Origin of the sequence: Micromonospora sp. CCTCC AA 2012012 (assembly GCF_040499845.1) — a bacterium.
Lineage (GTDB): Bacteria > Actinomycetota > Actinomycetes > Mycobacteriales > Micromonosporaceae > Micromonospora > Micromonospora mangrovi.
The window spans coordinates 5,620,111-5,639,865 of record NZ_CP159342.1 but is presented as its reverse complement, the minus strand read 5'-3'; the positions used below and the strand labels follow the sequence as shown (position 1 = coordinate 5,639,865).

At 73.1% G+C, this 19,755-nt stretch carries 16 protein-coding genes and 1 pseudogene; 10 read left to right on the top strand and 7 right to left on the bottom strand.

What is annotated here, in order from left to right; translation table 11 throughout:
• Positions 1-242 precede the first annotated feature (242 nt).
• Together ABUL08_RS25325 and ABUL08_RS25320 are read left to right on the top strand one after the other, a co-directional pair.
• Positions 243-557, top strand: a complete 315-nt coding sequence (locus ABUL08_RS25325) for a hypothetical protein (protein ID WP_242794811.1) — start codon at positions 243-245, stop codon at positions 555-557.
• Between the two features lie 13 nt (positions 558-570).
• Positions 571-933, top strand: coding sequence for a hypothetical protein (locus tag ABUL08_RS25320; RefSeq protein ID WP_350932481.1), 363 nt, complete (start codon positions 571-573; stop codon positions 931-933).
• 343 nt (positions 934-1,276) lie between these two features.
• On the opposite strand, the gene ABUL08_RS30710 is transcribed toward ABUL08_RS25320, so the two are convergent.
• Positions 1,277-1,522 carry a hypothetical protein gene (locus tag ABUL08_RS30710; RefSeq protein WP_377521858.1) on the bottom strand — a complete coding sequence of 82 codons (246 nt, stop codon included), beginning with the start codon at positions 1,520-1,522 and terminating at the stop codon, positions 1,277-1,279.
• Between the two features lie 97 nt (positions 1,523-1,619).
• Between ABUL08_RS30710 and ABUL08_RS25315 the strand changes: the two are divergent.
• The 5 genes and pseudogenes from ABUL08_RS25315 to ABUL08_RS25295 form a co-directional block, all read left to right on the top strand.
• Positions 1,620-4,657 (top strand): annotated as a pseudogene (locus ABUL08_RS25315) (ATP-binding protein); the annotation flags it as partial.
• A gap of 1 nt (position 4,658) precedes the next feature.
• A complete protein-coding gene (locus tag ABUL08_RS25310; RefSeq protein WP_350932479.1) occupies positions 4,659-6,602 on the top strand; it encodes an MFS transporter in 1,944 nt (647 codons plus the stop codon).
• Positions 6,599-7,156, top strand: a complete 558-nt coding sequence (locus ABUL08_RS25305) for a hypothetical protein (protein ID WP_350932478.1) — start codon at positions 6,599-6,601, stop codon at positions 7,154-7,156. The genes ABUL08_RS25310 and ABUL08_RS25305 overlap by 4 nt, the downstream gene beginning before the upstream one ends.
• Positions 7,153-8,337, top strand: coding sequence for a M23 family metallopeptidase (locus ABUL08_RS25300; RefSeq protein WP_350932477.1), 1,185 nt, complete (start codon positions 7,153-7,155; stop codon positions 8,335-8,337). Before ABUL08_RS25305 ends, ABUL08_RS25300 begins: the two co-directional genes overlap by 4 nt.
• 13 nt (positions 8,338-8,350) lie before the next feature.
• On the top strand, positions 8,351-8,950 hold the full coding sequence (locus tag ABUL08_RS25295; RefSeq protein WP_350932476.1) for a hypothetical protein: 600 nt from the start codon (positions 8,351-8,353) through the stop codon (positions 8,948-8,950).
• A gap of 5 nt (positions 8,951-8,955) precedes the next feature.
• Here ABUL08_RS25295 and ABUL08_RS25290 read toward each other — a convergent pair whose 3' ends face one another.
• Positions 8,956-9,519 (bottom strand): Rv0361 family membrane protein, encoded by a 564-nt coding sequence (locus tag ABUL08_RS25290; protein ID WP_350938840.1) that lies wholly within the window; start codon positions 9,517-9,519, stop codon positions 8,956-8,958.
• A gap of 175 nt (positions 9,520-9,694) precedes the next feature.
• On the opposite strand from ABUL08_RS25290, the gene ABUL08_RS25285 reads away from it, so the two are divergent.
• Both ABUL08_RS25285 and ABUL08_RS25280 read left to right on the top strand, forming a co-directional pair.
• On the top strand, positions 9,695-12,214 hold the full coding sequence (locus ABUL08_RS25285; RefSeq protein WP_350932475.1) for an FtsK/SpoIIIE domain-containing protein: 2,520 nt from the start codon (positions 9,695-9,697) through the stop codon (positions 12,212-12,214).
• A gap of 117 nt (positions 12,215-12,331) precedes the next feature.
• Positions 12,332-13,033, top strand: a complete 702-nt coding sequence (locus ABUL08_RS25280) for a hypothetical protein (RefSeq protein ID WP_350932473.1) — start codon at positions 12,332-12,334, stop codon at positions 13,031-13,033.
• A gap of 64 nt (positions 13,034-13,097) precedes the next feature.
• Here the strand turns inward: ABUL08_RS25280 and folE are convergent, their stop codons facing one another.
• The 4 genes from folE to ABUL08_RS25260 all read right to left on the bottom strand — a co-directional run bounded on the left by folE (position 13,098) and on the right by ABUL08_RS25260 (position 17,006).
• Complete coding sequence (folE, locus tag ABUL08_RS25275) at positions 13,098-13,763, bottom strand: GTP cyclohydrolase I FolE (RefSeq protein ID WP_350938838.1); 666 nt, start codon at positions 13,761-13,763, stop codon at positions 13,098-13,100.
• 35 nt (positions 13,764-13,798) lie between these two features.
• Positions 13,799-15,805, bottom strand: coding sequence for an ATP-dependent zinc metalloprotease FtsH (ftsH, locus tag ABUL08_RS25270; protein ID WP_350932472.1), 2,007 nt, complete (start codon positions 15,803-15,805; stop codon positions 13,799-13,801).
• Positions 15,806-16,193: 388 nt separating this feature from the next.
• On the bottom strand, positions 16,194-16,769 hold the full coding sequence (gene hpt, locus ABUL08_RS25265; RefSeq protein WP_242794821.1) for a hypoxanthine phosphoribosyltransferase: 576 nt from the start codon (positions 16,767-16,769) through the stop codon (positions 16,194-16,196).
• Between the two features lie 99 nt (positions 16,770-16,868).
• Complete coding sequence (locus tag ABUL08_RS25260) at positions 16,869-17,006, bottom strand: hypothetical protein (RefSeq protein ID WP_350932471.1); 138 nt, start codon at positions 17,004-17,006, stop codon at positions 16,869-16,871.
• A gap of 151 nt (positions 17,007-17,157) precedes the next feature.
• On the opposite strand from ABUL08_RS25260, the gene ABUL08_RS25255 reads away from it, so the two are divergent.
• Positions 17,158-18,117: a GlxA family transcriptional regulator gene (locus tag ABUL08_RS25255; RefSeq protein ID WP_350932470.1), complete on the top strand. Its 960-nt coding sequence runs from the start codon at positions 17,158-17,160 to the stop codon at positions 18,115-18,117.
• Here ABUL08_RS25255 and ABUL08_RS25250 read toward each other — a convergent pair whose 3' ends face one another.
• Positions 18,118-19,749, bottom strand: a complete 1,632-nt coding sequence (locus ABUL08_RS25250; protein WP_350932468.1) for a gamma-glutamyltransferase family protein — start codon at positions 19,747-19,749, stop codon at positions 18,118-18,120.
• Positions 19,750-19,755 lie beyond the last annotated feature (6 nt).

The following is a 19,755-nucleotide window of genomic DNA, read 5'->3' as shown; positions in this document are numbered from 1 at the left end:
CGGGTCGAGTCTTCGCGGGTTGTCGCAAAGGGGGTCGGCCCGTACGCTTTGGAATTGCCCAGCATCGAGATGGCGAAGCCTGGAGGGAGGCCGAAGCGGGAAGAATCCGCCCAAAGCTCACCACCCTCCGTGGCGAGTGACGAACGCAGCGTCGACGACGCTGCGCAGAGTGAGCACAATCCCGCCAGGCTTGACCAGTGCACCACCGCGGCATCGCCGGCCGCGACATGGGGAGGTTTCCAGTGATCGCCATCGAGCTCATGGGGACGGTGACGTCCACCGTCGACCACGCGCTCCACACCCTGGCGTCGACTCCACTCGCCGAGCCGGCCCCCAAGGGCATCGACACCAACGGCATCGTCACCTTCTTCGCCAGCAAGATCGCGCCGATCCTGCTCGCCGTGCTCGGCGTCATCTTCATCGGCCGCGCCAGCCGGGGCGAGATCTCCAAGGTGCTGACCAGTTCGGCCATCGCCATCGTCGGCCTGGCCTTCATCGCCGGCGCCGCGACACTCTTCTTCGTCGGTGACTACCTGATCGACCTGATCTTCCAATAGGACGCGGGCGACAATGCGGCTGCGCACCGACGACGACATCTACCGGGCCCGCCTGGTCTATCTTGGGCCGCCCGGCTACACCCTTCCCGTCCACCTGCCGTACGCCCAGTACGGCCTGTTCATGCTGCTCGTACCCCTCTATGTGTTCATCCACTGGTTGTTCACGTTTCAGGTGGATCTCTTCCCCGCCTGGGAGATCTCCCTCGCCATCGTGACGACCTCGTTCATCTTCCGGCACGTCGACCCGGACCGTCCGGCGCGAATGGTCATCCGCACCGCGCTGACGGACTGGCGACGTACCCGGGAGCCGGCCGCCGAGCTGCGCGACCCGCGCCTGCGGGCGAGCCGGATCAGGATCCGGGAGGAACTGGCATGACCGGGCGTACGCCGTACGGGCAGTCGCAGCACACGGGTGAGGCGGTCGCATGAATCGCTCGTCCACGCCGGGCTCCCCGGCAGGTCGCCAGGTCGGCCCGTACGGTAACCGAGCGCGATCGTTCGACTACCCCGAGGATGACGAGCTGGACGAGGTCGAGCTCGACCCCGCCCTGCTGGGCACCCCGGGGCACGGCCGCGTCGGTGTCTTCCAGCCGCCCCGACCGCCGGCGAACCGGGTCGCGCCGACCGGCGAGCCGCCCGTGATCCCCGACAGCGGCGATATCGACTCGCCCTTCCTCGACCTCTTCGGCGGGGCGCAGCCCGGCGCCCGCCGCCCGGCGTCACTGCCGGCCGCCCGACCCGCCGCGCTGCCGGCCGTCGAGCCGGTGGTGGCCCCGCCGCGACGCGGGGTGGGCCGCGAGGCGCTGCCGATCCCGCACCAGCACGCCGCGCCCGCGGAGCCGGTCGCCGCGCCCCCGGTCGAGCGCCGGCCCGGCCGGCTCCCGGACGGCCCGCAGGAGCAGCCGTCGGCCCGGCACGCCATCGAGCAGGACCGACTCGCGGCCCGGTCCCGCGAGCACACCCACGTCGACCGGACGGTCGGCGTCGAGAGCGACCTCGACCGGTCGGCGGCCCAGTCTCGGGAGACCGACCTGCACCGGTCCGTGGGCCGGTCCCGCGACGCCGACCCGGCCCGGTCGGTGGATCGCGCCCGCGCGGCCGACCCGGACGCACCGGCGGGCCGGCTCCGCCGGACGCCGGACGTCCCGCCGACGGCCGCCCCCGAGCGACCGGACCCACCGGACGCCCAGGCCGGGAGCGCCAACCCCGCACACCGGCGGGCAGCCCGGACCCGGGTGCCGCACCAGGCGGGCGACCGGCTCCCGGTGCTCCGCCCGACCGTCGAGCCGGACCTGGCCGATCCGGACCTGGCCGACCCGGGGTCTCCGGCGGAACTGCCGCCCGTCCCGCACGGTCCGACGGCGGCCACCGGCACCGGCCGCGAGATGGCTGCGGCGACCGCCCACGAGCTGACCGCGCCGCCGGTCCGCGAGGTCGCCGCCCCGCCGAGCCGCGAGATGGTGCCGCCCCGACAGCGGTCCGCCGCCGAGCGCACCGACAAGCCGGTCAAGCCGACCCGGGTACGACCGCCGAAGATCAAGTTCGGCGACCGTGACCCGGCCATCGACCTGGCCGTCACCGAGATCGCAGGCCACCTCACCTTCACCCCCAACACCGTCACCGCCTGGTACTGGCTGCCCGAGGTGCGGTGGGCGTTCCGCCCCGACGCGGAGCGGGAGGCGCTGCTCGCCGCCATCTCCGAGCAGTACGCCGGCCTCGCCGGCTTCCGGCTGCACCTGCGCCGCACCACCCGCCCCTTCCCCGCCGACGAGTGGGCCCGCACCATCGACGCGCACACCGCGTCGCCGCTGCCCGACGTCCCCGGCACCCAGGGCTGGGCCGACCACCTGGTCGCCGCCCAGCGGCACCTGATGGCCGTCAACCACGCCGAGGGGCAGACCTACCTCGGGGTCACCTTCGCCCGACGCTCGCTCGGCGACTCGCTCACCGAGCGACTGCTGCGCACCTTCGGCCGGGGCACCGCCGACGCCGAACGGCGTAAGCTCGGCCGCACCGTCGAGCAGTTCGACGAGGTGCTCGGCGCGTTCGGCATGCGCGGCCGCCGGGTCACCGCGCAGGAGCTGGAGTGGCTGCTCTACCGCTCCGTCGCGCTCTGCATGGCTCCCCCCACCGTCCTCTCCCCGGTGACCAACGGCCACTGGGAACGGGGCGACCTGCTCGCCCTCACCGAGCAGGTCGAGCGCTACCGCACCCCGTACGGCTCGACGGTCAAGCTGGTCAACCGGATGACCGGCGAGGAACGGCACGTCGCCGTGCTGGCCGTCGGCCGGATGGAGCCGCTCGAGATCCCCGAACGGCACGAACCGTGGCTGCACTTCCACGAGCGGCTGCCGTGGCCGATGGAGATCTCCACCCGGGTCGACATCCTCGGCCCGAACGACTCCTTCCGTAACCTCGAACACCGGCTGCGGATGATCCGCTCTCAGCAGCTCGACTACGCCGAGCACGGCATCGACGCCCCGCCCGAGCTGGAACGGCTCGCCAAGCGGGCGCTGGTGATCGGCGACGAGATGACGACCGGCCTGCCGGTGGACTCGGCGCGCGCCCACGGCTGGCACCGGATCGCGGTCGGTGGCCGGACCCGCGAGGAGTGCCTGGAACGGGCCCGGCGGCTCATCCAGCTCTACTCCCGCGAACTGCGGATCTCCCTCCAGCACCCGAAGAACCAGGACTGGTTGGCCCGCGAGTTCATCCCCGGCGAGCCGATCGCCAACACCGGCTACGTCCGGCGGATGCCGGTCAACCTGCTCGCCGCGGCACTGCCCCAGGCCGCCTCCACCGTCGGTGACCGGCGGGGCGACCTGATCGGACGGACCGCCGGCACCTGCCGCCGGCCGGTCTTCCTCGACCTGCACTTCCCGATGGAGGTGCGCGAACGCTCCGGGCTCGCGGTCTTCGTCGCCGAGCCGGGCGGTGGCAAGTCCACCCTGCTCGGCGCGCTCGGCTATCTCGCCGCCCGACGCGGGGTGCAGGTGACCCTGCTGGACCCGTCCGGCCCGCTGGCCCGGCTCTGCGCGATGCCGGAGCTGCGGCCGTACTCGCGGGTGCTCAACCTGACCGGCTCCGAACAGGGCACCCTCGCCCCGTACGCGCTGATCCCGACGCCGCTGCGCACCGAGTTCGGCGCGGGGGCGGCCGGTGACCGGGAGTTCGAGATCGCCGTCTCCAACGCCCGGGCCGAGCGGCGGATGCTGGTGCAGGACATCTGCATGATGCTGGTGCCGCCGCAGGTGGCCCGCGAGGCGTCCACCGCCACCCTGTTCCGGCACGCCGTACGCCAGGTGCCGGCGGAGGAGACCTCCACCCTGGACGACGTGGTCGCCTGCCTGCAGGGGCTCGACGACGACGCCGGCCGGGAACTGGCCAACCTGCTGCTGGACACCGCCGAGATGCCGCTGGCGATGCTCTTCTTCGGCCGGCCGCCGGAAGGGCTGCTCGGCGCCGACTCGGCGCTCACCGTCATCACCATGGCCGGGCTGCGGCTGCCCGACCTCAAGATCGAACGGGAGTACTGGTCGGCCGAGGAGGCGCTCGCCCTGCCGATGCTGCACACCGCGCACCGCCTCGCGGTCCGGCGCTGCTACGGCGGCTCGATGTCGTCCCGGAAGCTGGTCGGCCTGGACGAGGCGCACTTCATGGAGGGCTGGCGGTCCGGCCGGTCCTTCCTCGTCCGGCTCGCCCGCGACTCCCGGAAGTGGAACCTCGCCGCGCTGGTCGCCTCGCAGAACCCGAAGGACATCCTCGGCCTCGACGTGCAGAACCTGGTCTCCACCGTATTCGTCGGCCGGATCGCCGAGGACACCGAGATCGCCTCCGAGGCGCTACGGCTGCTCCGGGTGCCGGTGAACGACGGCTACGAGGCGACCCTCGCCTCGCTCTCCCAGGCGGACGCCGGCTCGGCCTCCCGGCTCGGGTTCCGCGAGTTCGTCATGCGCGACGTCGACGGCCGGGTGCAGAAGGTCCGGGTCGACGTGTCGTACGTCGAAGGACTGCTGGAACACCTCGACACCACTCCCGCTGCGGTCGCCCAGGTGGCGGCCGGGCAACTGCCGACCATCCTGCCTGACCTGGAGGCGTGACATGGCGAGGGCCCGGGCACGGATCACGGCGCTCCTCCTCGCGCTCGGCGTCATCGCCGTGGCCACCGTCGCCTGGCCGGTGGTCGGGGCGACACCGGCGTACGGCGCGACACCGGTCGCCCAGGCCCGGGCCGAGCTGTGCAGCACCAAGGAGTGGCAGGCCGACTTCCGCGCCTGCGTCGCCAAGCTCCACGAGGTCAGCCAGGACCAGGTCGAGTGCCGCAACGCCCCGGTGCCCGACGCGCCGGACTCCGGCCTCGCCGGCTGGTTCGCCTCCCGCCCGGACTCCGCCAAGCTGCCCGGCCCGAAGGGGCTCTACAGCGACTACGGCTACGCCGGCTACAGCTACACCACGTACGACGTGGACGGCGGCTGCGCGTCGTCGGTGCTCCATCCGGACTACCGCTTCACCACGATGGTGGCGAACGGCGAGTTCATGTTCGCCGACGCGGTGATCGGTGCCTCGAACGCGCTACGCGAGCGCGCCTGGGATCCCCGTTCGATGTGGCGCTGGGCGGACCCACTGGTGGAGCAGGCCACCAAGGCCGTCTACAAAAAGGTGTTCAGCGTCTTCGGCATCGTGACGCTCTGCGTGGTCGGCCTCTATCTGCTCTGGCGCTCGCGCCAGTCCGACATGAGCAACGCCATGACCACGGCGGGCTGGGCGTTGCTGGTGATGGTGGCGGTCACCGCCCTGGCCGCCTGGCCGGTCAAGTCAGCGAACATCGCGGACAACACGCTTATCACCTCGCTCGGCGTGGTGCATGACGCCGTCGGCCCCGCGACCAGGGACCTCCCACCCGGGCAGTGCGACGACCCCACGCATCCTGAGGCGTGCAAGGACCACCGCCCCCCGGCCGTGCGGGCGAGTGACACGGCCACCGAGACGATGCTCTACCGGAACTGGCTGCGCGGCGTGCTCGGCTCCGCCGACAGCGAGACCGCCAAGAAGTACGGTCCTGCCCTCTACGACGCCAAGTCGCTCTCGTGGGAGGAGTTGGAGAAGCTACGGCAGAATCCGGCGACCCGCGAGGCGACCATCAAGGCCAAGCAGCAGCAGTGGGCCCGGGTCGCCGAGCAGATCAAGTCGGAGGATCCGGAGGCGTACCAGTATCTCCAGGGTGTTCGGGACATGGACCGGATCGGGGCGGGCTTCATCGCGGTGCTGGCCTCGCTGCTCTTCGCGATGTTCGACCTGACCGCCTCGGTGCTGGTGCTGCTCGGCTTCATGATCTTCCGGTGGGCGGTGATCGCCGCTCCGATCCTCGGCACCGTCGGTCTGATGCGTCCGGCGAGCGCCGGCCTGCGTCGGCTGGCGAACGCGGTGGTCGCGGCCGTCTTCAACATCGCCATCTTCGGCACCGGCGCGGCCATCTACCTCTTCGCGGTCGACCTCATCATGAACACGCCGACCCTGCCCGGCTGGCTGCAGGTGGTGCTGGTGTGGCTCTGCGGCGTGGTGGGCTGGCTGCTGCTGCGCCCGTACCGGCGGATCACCCAGCTCGGCGGCAAGGACAGCAGCGAGGCGGTCAGCTCGGCCGGCTCCTGGCACCGCCGCTTCTTCCGCGACATGCGGGTGGCGGCCCGGCTCGACGTGGTGGAGCCCGGCGGAACCGTGGAACCGGCGATCGGTCGGCGACGCGGACCGATGCTGGAACAGAGCACCCTGCGGCCGGAGGCCCGGCACGAGGACCCGTCGCACTCCGCCGTCACCGTGACGGAACGGCAACGGCCGGACGGTCAGGAGCGGGCGGACGAGGCTCCGCCAGCGGAGCGTCAGCCTGGCGGCGGCCGGACCGCGCCCCGTCCCCGGCGCCGTCAGCCGGCCAGCTGGACCGAGCCGGACGTGCCGGAGGAGGCACCCGCCTTCGCCGTCTACCGCCCGGATTCCGCCGAGCGCGCACCGGCGAACCCGACCCCCCGGGTGCGCTCCGAGGCCCGGTGAGTGCGATGCGACGGGCGATGGAGTTCCTGTTCACCCGGGTCCTGCGGTCTCGGCTCGGCGTCGCGGTGGTGATCGCCGTCCTGGTGTTCGGCGTGATCGGCGCGGCCCGGCTGGTCGCCGGCCCGACCGACCCGACGACCGGTCTCAGCAACCGACCGGCCGAACCGATCAGCACGGTCGACCCGGAGGCCGGTGACGACGGAGTGCTGTCGTCGGCGGCCCCGGCCTCACCGAAGACCCGGCCCGGCGAGCTGACACCGGAGCAGACCGCCGACCGGTTCACCACCGCCTGGCTGGGCGGCGCGGCCGGCAGCGGCGAGGAGTGGCAGGCACGGCTGCGTCCACTCTCCACGCCCGCGCTGATCGAGGAGCTGGCCGGGGCGGATCCGAAGACCGTGCCGGCGCGGCGGGTGACCGGGCAGGTCACCCTTCGGCCCCGGACCGACGCCTTCGTCGAGGCACTGATCCCGCTCGACAACGGCCGGCTCCGACTGGAACTGGTGTCCCCCGACGGCCGGTGGCTCGTGGACGCGGTGGACTGGGAGCGGCAATGAGTGCGCTGCCCGGGGACGCCGGTTCTCCGCCGCTGCGCCGCAAGCTGCGACTGGGCGTGCTGGCCGCCGCGCTGACCACGGTCCTCACCCTGCTGTGCTGCGTCGGCGGCGCGGCGGCGTTCTTCCTGACCGAACTGGGCGGGGAGAAGAAGGACGGGATGACCGAGGCCGGACTCGCCTGCACCGTCGGGCAGCAGGTCAAGATCACCGGCGACATGCCGCGGTTCGCCGAGTACGGCGAGGGCCAGCTCCGCAACGCGGCCGTGATCATCAAGGTCGGCCAGGACATGAAAGTCCCGGCCCGGGGCTGGGTGATCGCCATCGCCACCGCGATGCAGGAATCCGCGCTGCGGAACCTGGCCAACAGCACGGTGCCGGCGTCCCTGGCCCTGCCGCACGAGGGTGTCGGCTCGGACTACGACTCGCTCGGCCTGTTCCAGCAGCGGCCCGGCTGGGGCAGCGTCCAGCAGCGGATGACGCCCACCTACACGGCCCGCAAGTTCTACGAGAAGATGCTCAAGGTCCCGAACTGGGAGCGCCGGCCGCTGACCGTGGTGGCGCAGCGCGTACAGGTCAGCGCCTATCCCAGCGCCTACCGCAAGCACGAGGAGCTGGCCAGCCGGATCGTGGACGCGCTGGCCGGTGGCGCGGCCCGCACCGTGGAGATCGCCGGCCGGGCGGTCTGCGACGCCGCCGCCGGTGCCCGGATCGCGGCGTCGGGATGGACCGCGCCGATTCCCGGCGGGGTGGGCTCCGGTTTCCGTACCGCCGACCGGCCAAGCCACAACGGGGTGGACATCGCCGCGCGGAAGCGCACCGAGATCCACGCCGCCGCGACCGGACGGGTGCTGGTGGCCCGCTGCGACCCGGACCACTCGGGGCGGCGGGACTGCGACCGGGACGGCTGGCCGGGCAAGGGCGGCTGCGGCTGGTTCGTCGACATCCTGCACGCCGGGGGTTTCATCACCCGCTACTGCCACATGATCGAGCGGCCGCACGTGGTGCCGGGTCAACTCGTGGAGGCCGGCCAGGTGATCGGTCTCTCCGGCACCAGCGGCAACTCGTCCGGACCGCACCTGCACTTCGAGGTGCACGTGAACGGTGACCGGTCCAGCAACGGCGCGATCAACCCGGTGCCGTTCATGCGGGAGCGGGGCGCACCGCTGGACGGCACCCCGTGAGGCCCGACGACGCATGACCGGCCCGCTGCCCGACCCGTTCGCGGACCAGCCCGACTGGGCCCCGCTGCCGCCCCGACCGATCGAGATCGTTCCCGCCACCGGCCGCGTCGAGCTGCGCGGCCGGCGGGTGCTGGTCGGGTTGCCCGGACTGGGCTGGCGGGGCGACCTGCGTGCCGACGAGCGGGTGGTCCAGGGCAGTCGGACGTACGTGCCGGTCATCCCGGAACACGAGTGGTACCGGGCGGAGTCGGAGCAGGTGGAGGTCTTCGCGCCGCTGGTGCCGGTCGAGCGGGTGTGGGTGGAGACGCTGGGCGACCGCCGGCCCACCACCCGGTCGGCGGAGTCCGGTATCCGGCTGGTCTCCCTCGACGCGCCGAGCCGTCGGGCACCGACCCCGGTGTTCGAGGCGGACGCGGTGACCGGCCGACGGGTGGTGCACATCGCCGAATCGGTCGAGCACCGGGACCTGCGAGCGGTCACCGAAACCTACTCCGGCGCCGACGGGGACATCTGCGTGCGGGTCACCCCCGAGCTGGAGTGGTACCGCTGGGCCTGGCGTGGCCAGGCACCCACCACGCTGGAGGTCCCGGTCCACCTGCTCTGGATCGAGTAACGGTCTCAGTCCACCTTGCGACCGCTGCAGACCCGCCAGCCGTCCTTCTGGATCACCTCGAACTGCCAGTCTTCGCGCCGGCTGCTGCGCGTCTGCCCATTCGCAGCGCTGGCGATGGTCAGGGTCGTCGTCACCGACTCCCCACCCTGATTCTTCGCCCTGGTCAGCGGCCCCCAACTGACCCGCACCACCACGTTGAAATTCGCTTCTCGCTGCTGCGCCTCGGCCCGCAGATCGCGCACAGCACCGAGATCGTTGTTGCCCTCGCACGTGTACTGGTTGGCCTTGGTGTCGTTACGGTCCACCAGAAAGGCACGCAGGTAGTTGTCGACCACCACGTCGGGGGCGCTGCGGTCCGGGGCGGTGGCGCGGTCGTACAGGACGTAGCCGGCGACGGCACCGCCCGCGCAGACCAGCGCGAGCACCCCCGCGACCACGGTCAGCACCGTACGCAGCCGGCGACGCGGACGCTCGGGCGCCGGAGCGGGCGCGGGAGGCGCCAACTGCTCGGACGGCGGGGTCCGCTGCGCCGGTACGCGGGAGACCTGGGAACCGGCGGGGGGCTGCACTGATTCCACCTCCTGAGGCTATCGGCTGCGCGTCGCGTACCCAATGCCTGAGATCGGCGGATCGTGGCGAACCGCCGGCAAAGACCGGCGCAGCGCCGACCGACATCCGGCGTGCGGGCCGTCGGCTGGGATACCGTCACTGGTCGGGGAGGAGATGTCGGCCTCGGGAAGAGAGGTGGACGCCGTGGCGAGTCCGAAGGCGCGAGCCGGCCGGGCCGCCGCCCTGCACCGGCGGGCCGCCGCCACCGCGGTCGCCGCGGCCGGGATCCTCGACGAGATCCGGCCCGCCCCCGCCGACCATCATCGACAGTACGAGTTGGCGGAGCGGCTGCGGGCGGCGGCGGCGCTGGCCGCCCCGGGCTGGTCCGGCGAGCCGCTGGAGAGCCTGGCCCAGGACACCCCTCCGGGTGACGGACCGCCGCCGCTGGTCCGGGTGGGCACCGCCGCACCGCTGGACGACGCCCGGTTCCCGGCCCTGGTGCCGCTGGTCGGCAGCGGCCACCTGAGCGTCGACGCGGACGCCACCGAGCCCCGGGTGGCGGGGCTGCTCCGGGCGGTCCTGCTGCGGGTGCTGGCCGCGACGCCGGCCGGTGCGCTGCTGGTGCGGGCGGTGGACGCGACCGGTGACGTGTTCGGGGTGTTCACGCCGCTGGCCGACGCGGGTCTGCTGCCGCCGCCCGCGGTGGACGTGGCGGGGCTGCGCGCGGTCCTCGACGAGGCCGAGCAGTGGGTCGGCGCCGGCACCGCGCGACAGCGCGGGCACGACCGTACGCTGCTGCTGGTGGTGGCCGCGCTGCCCGCCGGCACCGGCGCCACGGACCTGGCCCGGGTCGAGGGGCTGGCCGACCAGGGTCCCCGGGCCGGTCTGCACCTGGTGGTGGCCGGCTGGCCGCCCTCCGGTCGGGATCCGCTGCCCCGGGCCACCCCGGTCGCGGTGCGTAACGCGTACGCGCTGGTGGGGGATCCGCCGGAGGCGGCGTTCAGCAGCCCCGGCGGGGAGCCACCCGGCGGTCTGAACTCTCCCGTCTTCGTGGACGACGACCCGCCGGCGGAGCTGGTGACGGGGGTGTGTCGCCGGCTGGCCCGGCTGATCGAGGACGGCTCCCGGCTGGCCCTGACCGATCTGCTGCCCGCCGGGGAGCTGTGGGAGTCGACCTCCGCCGACGGCCTGGCCACCACGGTCGGTGACGCCGCCGGCCGGCCGGTGACTCTCGGCTTCACCGAGCTGACCCCGCACTGGCTGGTCAGCGGCCGGTCCGGGGTGGGGCGTTCGGCGTTCCTCACCAACGTGCTCTTCGGCCTCACCGCCCGGTACGGCCCGGACGAGCTGGTCCTCTATCTGGTCGACCTCGCCGACGGCGAGTCCTTCGTGGAGTTCCTCCAGACCGAGCGGGACCGCTCGTGGGTGCCGCAGGTCCGGGCCGCCGGGATGGCCGCCGACCGGGAGTACGTGGTGGACGTGCTCGGCGAGCTGGAGGCGGAGCTGCGCCGCCGCGAGGAGGCGGGGCGCCGGGCCGGCGGCCAGCGCTTCGGTGAGCTGCGTCAGCACCAGCGGCTGCCCCGGATCGTCTGCGTGATCGACAACTTCCCCCTGCTGGTACGCGAGCGCGACCGGTTGGCGACCGACTTCCTGACCCGGCTCGACGCGCTGGCCCGCTCCGCCCGCGCGTACGGGATCCACCTGGTGCTGGCCGGCGAGGGTGACCTCGGCCTCGGCGGCCCGCGTGACCCGCTGCTCGGCCAGTTCCCGGTGCGGGTGGCGTTGCCGGGCGGGTCGGCGGTGCTGGAGCCGACGAACGACGCGGCGGCCGGCCTGCCCGTCGGCAGCGCGGTGGTGAACACGGCCGGTGGGCTGGGCGGGCCCCGGGGGGCGACCCGTGGCCACGAGCGGATGATCCGGTTCCCGGACCCGCACGCCGACCCCGACACCCTCGCCAAGCTGCGGCACCGGCTCTGGTCGGCCCGGCCGGAGGAGGCCTCCGCACCGCTGGTCTTCGCCGGCTACGCCCGGCCGCTGCTGGGGAACGATCCCCGCTACCGGGCCGCGTTGGCCGGTCGGGCGCACGGCCCGGCCGTGCTCCTGGGGCGGGCGGTGGACGTCCGACGCTCGACGGCGACGGTGCCGCTGGGGCCGGCCGCCGGCCGGAACCTGGCCGTGCTGGGTCGGGACGCGGAGGCGTGCCGGCTGCTGGTGACCGCGGCCCGGAGCGTCGCCGCGCACCAGCCGTCCGCCCGGTTCGTGCTGGCCCCGCTGGTGGAGGGGTCGACGGCGGCGGCCGGTGAGCTGGTCGCCGCGCTGGCCGGGCACCCGGTGGAGACGGTGGATGTCGCCGGCCTGCGGGCGGCGATGGAGAGCGACGAGCCCGGCTACCTGGTGGTGTTCGGGTTGGACGTGCCGGGCGAGGCGGAGCTGCCGGCCGAGCGGCTGCGCTCGCTGCTGCTGGCCGGTCCGCCGGCCGGGCTGCACCTGCTGGGCTGGTGGCGGACGGCGACGCCGCTGGCCGCGCTGCTCGGGCCGGAGGGTGAGGTGGACAAGTTGACCGCGGTGGTGGTGACGGACCTGCCGGGCGCCCGGTTGGAGCAGCTCTTCGACCGGCCGGTGCTGTGGCGTCCGCGCCCGGGCCGGGCGGTGCTCTGGGACGGCCCCGACGAGCAGGGCACGGTCCTGGTGCCGTTCGGGCAGGAAGCCCCGTGAGCGCGAGGAGTGAGCCGGGTTTGCGAGCCCCGCAGTCGCGAACAGAGAGCAGCCCGTGAGCGCGAGGAGTGAGCCGGGTTTGCGAGCCCCGCAGTCGCGAACAGAGAGCGGACCGACATGAGCGGCAGCGGCACGGCGGTGCCCGTACCCCGGCCGGGTCGCCCGGTGACCGAGGCCGATCCGGTCGGCGCGGCCTGGGCGGACTACGTCGCGGCCGCCCGCCAGCTCGACGGCGTACGCCGGGCCGCGGCGACCGCCGCCGGTGAGCAGGCCCGTTCGGTGCAGGCCGCCCGGGAGGAGTTGACCGAGGTGCGGGCCCGGCTGGCACCGCAGAGTTCGCGGCTGCGGGAGCTGGGCGTGGCGCCGATCTCGCTGCTGCCCACGCCGCCGGAGCTGACCGAGGCGGCACGGTCGATGTCGGCCGGGCCGACCGCGGTGCTGACCTCGTTGCAGGCCGCCCGCCGGTGGGCCGACGCGGCGGACGACACGCTCGCCGCGCGCGGTCTGCCCCGGATCGCGCGCTGGCCGTCGCAACCCCGCAACCTGCTCGTGTACGGGCCGCTGGCGCTGGTCGTCCCGCTGCTCCAGCTGGTGCTCTTCCTGGTCACCGGCACCGGTCCGGTGACCGTCCTGGCGCTGGTGATCGGGTTGCCGATGCCGGCGGTCGCCTTCATGACGGGTTGGCTGGCGGTGGGGCGGCTGTTCCGGCCCCGGCCGACCGACCGGGTGGACCGGACGCCGCGCTTCGGCGCGCTGGTCTGCCTCGTCCCGGCGGTGGTGACCGCGGCCGGGATCGTGCTGGCGATGCTGGCCGGCTGACCGCCGTCCCGGCCATGGAAAAGGGCCCCTCCTCCGGTGGAGGAAGGGCCCTTTCGTCGACGGTTCAGCGGGGGATGATCAGGGCCATCGCTTCGGCGCGGGACTTGGCGTCGTCCTTGAGGGTGCCGCGGACGGCCGAGGTGATGGTCTTGGCACCGGATTTCTGGATGCCGCGCATCGCCATGCACATGTGCTCGCACTCCAGCACCACGACGACGCCGCGCGGCGCGAGCCGCTCCATCAGCAGGTCGGCGATCTGGGAGGTGAGCCGCTCCTGCACCTGCGGCCGACGGGCGAAGACCTCGACGAGCCGGGCCAGCTTGGACAGGCCGGTGATCCGCCCGTCCGGGCCGGGGATGTAGCCGATGTGCGCGCTGCCGCGGAACGGCAGCAGATGGTGCTCGCAGAGGCTCATCACGTCGATGTCCCGGACGAGCACCAGCTCCTCGTGGTTGGCCTCGAAGGTGGTGCTGAGCACCTGCGCCGGGTCGACCCGCAGGCCGGCGAAGAGCTCGGCGTACGCGCGGGCGACCCGGGCCGGGGTCTGCTGGAGGCCGTCGCGGTCCGGGTCCTCCCCGACCGCGATGAGGATCTCCCGGACGGCCTTCTCGATCCGGCCGAGGTCGATGGCCTCCTCGACGGGTCGGCCGGTGAGCTTGCCGCTAATCAGGCGGGCGGCGACGTAGTCGAGGGTGTCGTCGCTGTCGGGTTCGGTGGACGAGGCGGCCAGCCCCGAGGGTTCGGGGCTGGCCGCGGTGCCGGTGTTCAGTGCGTACCGTCCGAGTTGTTCGAGGAGCCACCGACGGAGATGCCGTCGGCGGTGGCCTGCGCCTTGAGCTTCTCCTTCTCGGCCGGGGTGAGGACCGGCGGCTCGGTGGAGGGCTGACGCTTGCCGAAGCCGTGGTAGGGCGCCATCGGCGGACGCTTCACCACGCGGGCGCAGATCCGGGCCATGTCGGCGGTGGAGAGGGTCTCCTTCTCCATCAGCTCCAGGACCATGTTGTCCAGGACGTCCCGGTATTCCACCAGGATCTCCCAGGCCTCGTCGTGCGCCAGCTCGATCAGGGCGCGCATCTCGCCGTCGATCTCGGCAGCCACCGCGTCGGAGTAGTCCCGCTCGTGGCCCATGTTGCGGCCGAGGAACGGCTCGTCCCCGCTGGTGCCGTACTTCAGCGCGCCGAGCTTGGAGCTCATGCCGTACTGGGTGATCATCGCCCGGGCGAGCCCGGTGGCCTTCTCGATGTCGTTGCCGGCGCCGGTGGTGGGCTCGTGGAAGACGAGCTCCTCGGCGGCCCGGCCACCCAGCGCGTACGCCAGGGTGTCGATCATCTCGGCCCGGGTCTGGGTGTACTTGTCCTCGGTCGGCAGGACCAGGGTGTGGCCCAGCGAGCGACCGCGGGACAGGATCGTCACCTTGTGCACCGGCGCGGCGTGCGGCAGCGCCCAGGCGACCAGCGCGTGCCCACCCTCGTGGTACGCGGTGATCTTCTTCTCCTGGTCGCTCATCACCCGGGTCCGTCGCTGCGGACCGGCGATGACCCGGTCGATCGACTCCTCCAGGGAGTCGTTGCTGATCGCCCGCTGCTCCTTGCGCGCGGTGAGCAGCGCGGCCTCGTTGATCACGTTGGCCAGGTCGGCACCGCTGAAGCCGGGGGTACGCCGGGCCACCGCGTCGAGGTCGACGTCGGGCGTGAACGGCTTGCCCTTGCCGTGCACCCGCAGGATGGCCTTGCGGCCCTCCATGTCGGGGGCGTCGACCGGGATCTGCCGGTCGAAGCGGCCCGGGCGCAGCAGCGCCGGGTCGAGGATGTCCGGCCGGTTGGTGGCGGCGATCAGGATGACGCCGCCCTTGGTGTCGAAGCCGTCCATCTCGACGAGGAGCTGGTTGAGGGTCTGCTCGCGCTCGTCGTGACCGCCGCCCATGCCGGCGCCGCGGTGCCGGCCGACGGCGTCGATCTCGTCGACGAAGACGATCGCCGGGGCGTTCGCCTTGGCCTGCTCGAAGAGGTCGCGGACCCGGCTGGCGCCGACACCGACGAACATCTCCACGAAGTCCGAGCCGGAGATCGAGTAGAACGGCACGCCGGCCTCACCGGCGACCGCCCGGGCGAGCAGCGTCTTACCGGTACCGGGCGGGCCGAAGAGCAGCACACCCTTGGGGATCTTGGCGCCGAGGGCCTGGTACTTCGCCGGGTTCTGCAGGAAGTCCTTGATCTCGTGCAGTTCCTCGACGGCCTCGTCGGCCCCGGCCACGTCCGCGAAGGTGGTCTTCGGCGTGTCCTTGGTGATCATCTTCGCCTTGGACTTGCCGAAGTTGAGCACCCGGGAGCCGCCGCCCTGCATCTGCGACATGAAGAACAGCAGCAGGAGCACGAGCAGCGCGATCGGCAGCAGGTTGACCAGCAGGCTGACCCAGATGCTGTCCGACGAGACCTTGGCGTCGGCCGGCCCGGTGACCCGGTTGGCGGCCTTGGCCTCGAGCACCTGGTTCCAGATGTCGTCGCCGGCCTCGTACGGGAACTGGGCCTCGATCTTGTCGGTGGTGGTGTCACCGAACTTGGTCTTCTGGGCCAGGTCGAGCTGGAGCGTCTGCTCCTTGTCCTGGAAGACGACCTTGTTGATCTTCGAGGTGTGGAGCTGGTCGAGCGCCACGGATGTGTCCACCCGGTGGTAGCTGGGACCAGCGGTGAAGAGTTGACTGAGCACAACGGCGCCGAGGATGACCAGGATGATCCAGACCACCGGTCGGCGGAAGAAACGCGTACGTTCCATACTGTTGTCGGGCACCGAGGCGCCCGCATCCTCCTGATCGACGTCCTGACCGTCTGAATGGTGTCGCCGCCTCGGGCGGCGGCCGGAGCCGCCGTGCGGGCCGGCCTCGACCCCGAAGCGCGCGAACTGCCGCGCCGCGGTCATTCGACGGTACACCGTGCGGGCCAGATGTGAGCTTGTGAGCCCAGCTGTTACGCGTACGGCGAACCGGGGTTTCAGCCGGCGTGGCGGGAGCTCCGGCGCCCGGCCACCCGACCGCACGGTCCGGCGGTGCGAGGGTCGGGCGTGGAGGGTGCCTCCACGCCACCGACCCCTACCGTAGTCCGAACAGCTGAGAGTCCGCTGAACGTCCGCTTGACGAGTACCGATACGGGCAGCTCGGCGGGGGTCAGGCGCGGGCGTAGACCTCGGGCTTGAGCACGCCGACGTACGGCAGCTCCCGGTAGCGCTCACCGAAGTCGAGGCCGTAGCCGACCACGAACTCGGTGGGGATGTCGAAGCCGACGTACTTCACCGGGACCGGCACCTTGACCGCGTCGGGCTTGCGGAACAGGGCCACCACCTCGACGCTCGCCGCCGAGCGGGACTCCAGGTAGCGCAGCAGCCAGGAGAGGGTCAGGCCGGAATCCACGATGTCCTCGACGACCACCACGTGCCGGCCGGCGATGTCCCGGTCCAGGTCCTTGAGGATCCGGACCACCCCGGAGGAGGTGGTGCCCTGGCCGTACGAGGAGATGGCCATGAAGTCCAGCTCGGCCGGGGGACCCTGCCGGCCCAGCGCCCGGGCGAAGTCGGCCATGAACATGACCGCACCCTTGAGCACGCAGACGAGCAGCAGTCCGTCCTGCACGTGGGCGTAGTCCGCCGAGACCTGCTTGGCCAGCTCCGCTGTCTTCTCGCGGATCTGCGCCTCGGAGATGATCACGTGGTCGATGTCGGCGTCGTACCAGGAGCCGTCAGCCATGCTCCTAGCCTGCCGTACGCCGGATGGCCTTCGTCGGCGGGGCCGCCCCTTTTGGCGCGGTCCCGCCGGAGATTTTCGGCTCGTAAGGGGCAAATCACCTCAGCAGGTGCCGGAGCGCCAGCGTCGACCGTCGGCCGTGGGCTTCCAGTCGGCCGAGTCGCGGGTGTCGGCGCCGAGTCCGGCGGCCGCGGCGGCGGCCAGTGCGAGCAGAAAGAGGAAGAGCAGCAGGAACTCCATGGCGGCGCTCGCTTTCGCGTGGTTTGGTGGTGGTTTCGCCGCCGGTGCGCACCGGACTGCACCCAGTCTGCAATCGTCCGGACCGGCCGGACAGTGGCAGAAATGCCAGCGCCCATCGATTTCCTGCCAGTCGTCGGGTTACCCTCGTCACATGCTCCGATCCGTGGCCGTCGTGGCACTCGATCAGGTCGCCGCCTTCGAGCTCGGCGTCCTGGCCGAGGTCTTCGGCACCGACCGGACCGCCGACGGCTTCCCCGGCTACCGCTTCGACGTCTGCACCGTCGACGGAGGACCCGTCCGCAGCCGCTCCGGGTTCCTGCTCACCCCGCACGCCGACCTGACCCCGGTCGAGGACGCCGACCTGGTCGCCGTACCGGCCCACGCGGACGGGGCGACCGTGCCCGCGGCGGTGCTCGACGCGTTGCGCCGCGCCGCCGACCGGGGCGCGTGGCTGCTCAGCGTCTGCTCCGGCGCGTTCGTGCTCGGCGAGGCGGGGCTGCTCGACGGGCGCGACTGCACCACCCACTGGCGCCACGTCGACGAGCTCCAGCAGCGCCACCCGAAGGCCCGGGTCCGGTGCAACTCCCTCTATGTCCAGGACGGCCGGCTGCTGACCAGCGCGGGCACCGCCGCCGGGATCGACGCCTGCCTGCACCTAGTGCGCCAGGAGCACGGCTCCGCCACGGCCACCCGGCTGGCCCGCCGGATGGTCGTCCCGCCGCACCGGGACGGCGGCCAGTCCCAGTACGTCGAGGCGCCGATCGCCCGCGCCCCCGAGGCGCCCACCCTGGAACCGGTGCTGGAGTGGCTGATGGGCCACCTCGCCCGCACGGTGACCGTGGACGAGCTGGCCGCCCGGGCGGGCATGGCGCCCAGGACCTTCGCCCGCCGGTTCCGCGCCGAGACCGGCACCACCCCGCACGACTGGCTGACCAACCAGCGGGTGCTGCTGGCCCGCCGCCTGCTGGAGGAGACCCGGCTCAGCGTGGAGACCGTCGCCGACCAGGCCGGCTTCGGGGACGCGGCGGCGCTGCGGCACCACTTCACCCGCCGGGTCGGCACCACCCCGCACGCCTACCGGACCACGTTCCGGGAACGGGTCGAGGCCTGATCACCAGCCCAGCATCGCGCCGTCGACCCGGGACTCCGAGCCGGCCACGTACCCGCCCGACGGGTGGCGCCAGATCGCCTGGCCGTACCCGAAGACCGCCGGCTCCCCGGCGACGGTGACCTCGTGGCCGCGACCGAGCAGGGCGGCGACCACGCGCTGGTCGAGCGTGGGCTCGACCAGCACGGTGCGACCGGCGTGCCAGTACCAGCGCGGGGTGTCCAGTGCCGCCTGCGGGTCGAGGCCGGCGTCCACGGTCGCGGAGACCAGCTGCACGTGTCCCTGCGGCTGCATGTGGCCGCCCATCACCCCGAACGGGCCGACCGGCGCGCCGTCGCGGGTGAGGAAGCCCGGGATGATGGTGTGGAACGGCCGCTTGGCCGGTGCCACCACGTTCGGGTGCGCCGGGTCCAACCGGAAGCCGGTGCCCCGGTTCTGCAGGGCGAAGCCGTTGCCGGGGAGCACCACGCGCGAGCCGAAGGCCAGATAGGTGGACTGGATCAGGCTGACCATCATGCCGTCGGCGTCGGCCGTGCAGAGATAGACGGTGCCGCCCCGCTCCGGATCGCCGGCCACCGGGTCACCGGCCCGGTCGGTCACCCGGGCCCGGCGCGCGGCGAGATAGCCGGGGTCGAGCAGGGCCGGCGGGGCCGGCACCCGCGCCCGCTCGGGGTCGGCGACGTGGGCGTGCGCGTCGGCGAAGCCGAGCTTCACCGCCTCGAGCTGCCAGTGCAGCCGCTCCTCCGGCGACAGCGCGGCCAGGTCCACCCCGTCCAGCACCCCCAACGCCAGCAGCGCCGCGACGCCCTGCCCGTTCGGCGGCAGCTCCCACACCTCGTGCCCGCGGTAGCGGACGCTGACCGGATCGACCCAGGTGGAGCGGTGCCGGGCCAGGTCGTCGCCGGTGAGCAGGCCGCCGGTCCGGGCCGCGTGCGCGTCGAGCGCCGCCGCGATCCGACCCCGGTAGAAGTCCGCCGCCCCGGTCGCCGCGATCCGCCGCAGCGTCTCCGCCGCGTCCGGGTTGCGCCACCACTGCCCGGGCCGGGGCGCCCGGCCGTCCACGGTGAACACCCGGTCGAACTCGGCGTACTCCTCGCCGACCGGTCCGGCATGGGCGGCGACCGCCCGGGCCCAGGTCGCGGCGGTGCCGGCGGCCACCGGGTAGCCGTGCTCGGCGTAGCCGATCGCGTCCGCGAAGAGCTCGGCGAAGGGCAGCGAGCCGAACCGGTCGTGCAGGTCCCGCCAGCCGGCCGGGGCGCCCGGCACGGTCACCGGCAGCCAGCCCCGGGCCGGCATCGCCGGCCCGGTCGCCTGCGCACCACCCAGCGCGTCGACCGGCTCCGCGCCCCGCCGGTCCGTCGCGGCCAGCACGATCTCCCTGGTCAGCCCGGCCGGGGACCGCCCGGAGGCGTTCAGCCCGTGTAGCCGCTCGCCGTCCCAGACGATCGCGAACAGGTCGCCGCCGATGTCGTTCGAGGGCGGCTGCACCACGGTCAGAGTGATCGCGGTGGCCAGCGCGGCGTCGACGGCGTTGCCGCCGCGCCGCAGCACGGCCAGGCCCGCGGCCGCCGCGAGCGGCTGGCTGGTCGCGACGGCACCGTTGGGGGCGAAGAGCGGCTGCCGGGGGTACGCCATGAGCCA

What these genes read in the sequence shown, in the direction of transcription:
- ABUL08_RS25250 (WP_350932468.1), bottom strand. Translation starts at nt 19,749, where the DNA reads ATGGCGTACCCCCGGCAGCCGCTCTTCGCCCCCAACGGTGCCGTCGCG.
- hpt (WP_242794821.1), bottom strand. Translation starts at nt 16,769, where the DNA reads ATGGCTGACGGCTCCTGGTACGACGCCGACATCGACCACGTGATCATC.
- ABUL08_RS25260 (WP_350932471.1), bottom strand. Translation starts at nt 17,006, where the DNA reads ATGGAGTTCCTGCTGCTCTTCCTCTTTCTGCTCGCACTGGCCGCCGCC.
- ABUL08_RS25255 (WP_350932470.1), top strand. Translation starts at nt 17,158, where the DNA reads ATGCTCCGATCCGTGGCCGTCGTGGCACTCGATCAGGTCGCCGCCTTC.
- ftsH (WP_350932472.1), bottom strand. Translation starts at nt 15,805, where the DNA reads ATGGAACGTACGCGTTTCTTCCGCCGACCGGTGGTCTGGATCATCCTG.
- ABUL08_RS25295 (WP_350932476.1), top strand. Translation starts at nt 8,351, where the DNA reads ATGACCGGCCCGCTGCCCGACCCGTTCGCGGACCAGCCCGACTGGGCC.
- ABUL08_RS25300 (WP_350932477.1), top strand. Translation starts at nt 7,153, where the DNA reads ATGAGTGCGCTGCCCGGGGACGCCGGTTCTCCGCCGCTGCGCCGCAAG.
- ABUL08_RS25280 (WP_350932473.1), top strand. Translation starts at nt 12,332, where the DNA reads ATGAGCGGCAGCGGCACGGCGGTGCCCGTACCCCGGCCGGGTCGCCCG.
- ABUL08_RS25320 (WP_350932481.1), top strand. Translation starts at nt 571, where the DNA reads ATGCGGCTGCGCACCGACGACGACATCTACCGGGCCCGCCTGGTCTAT.
- ABUL08_RS25310 (WP_350932479.1), top strand. Translation starts at nt 4,659, where the DNA reads ATGGCGAGGGCCCGGGCACGGATCACGGCGCTCCTCCTCGCGCTCGGC.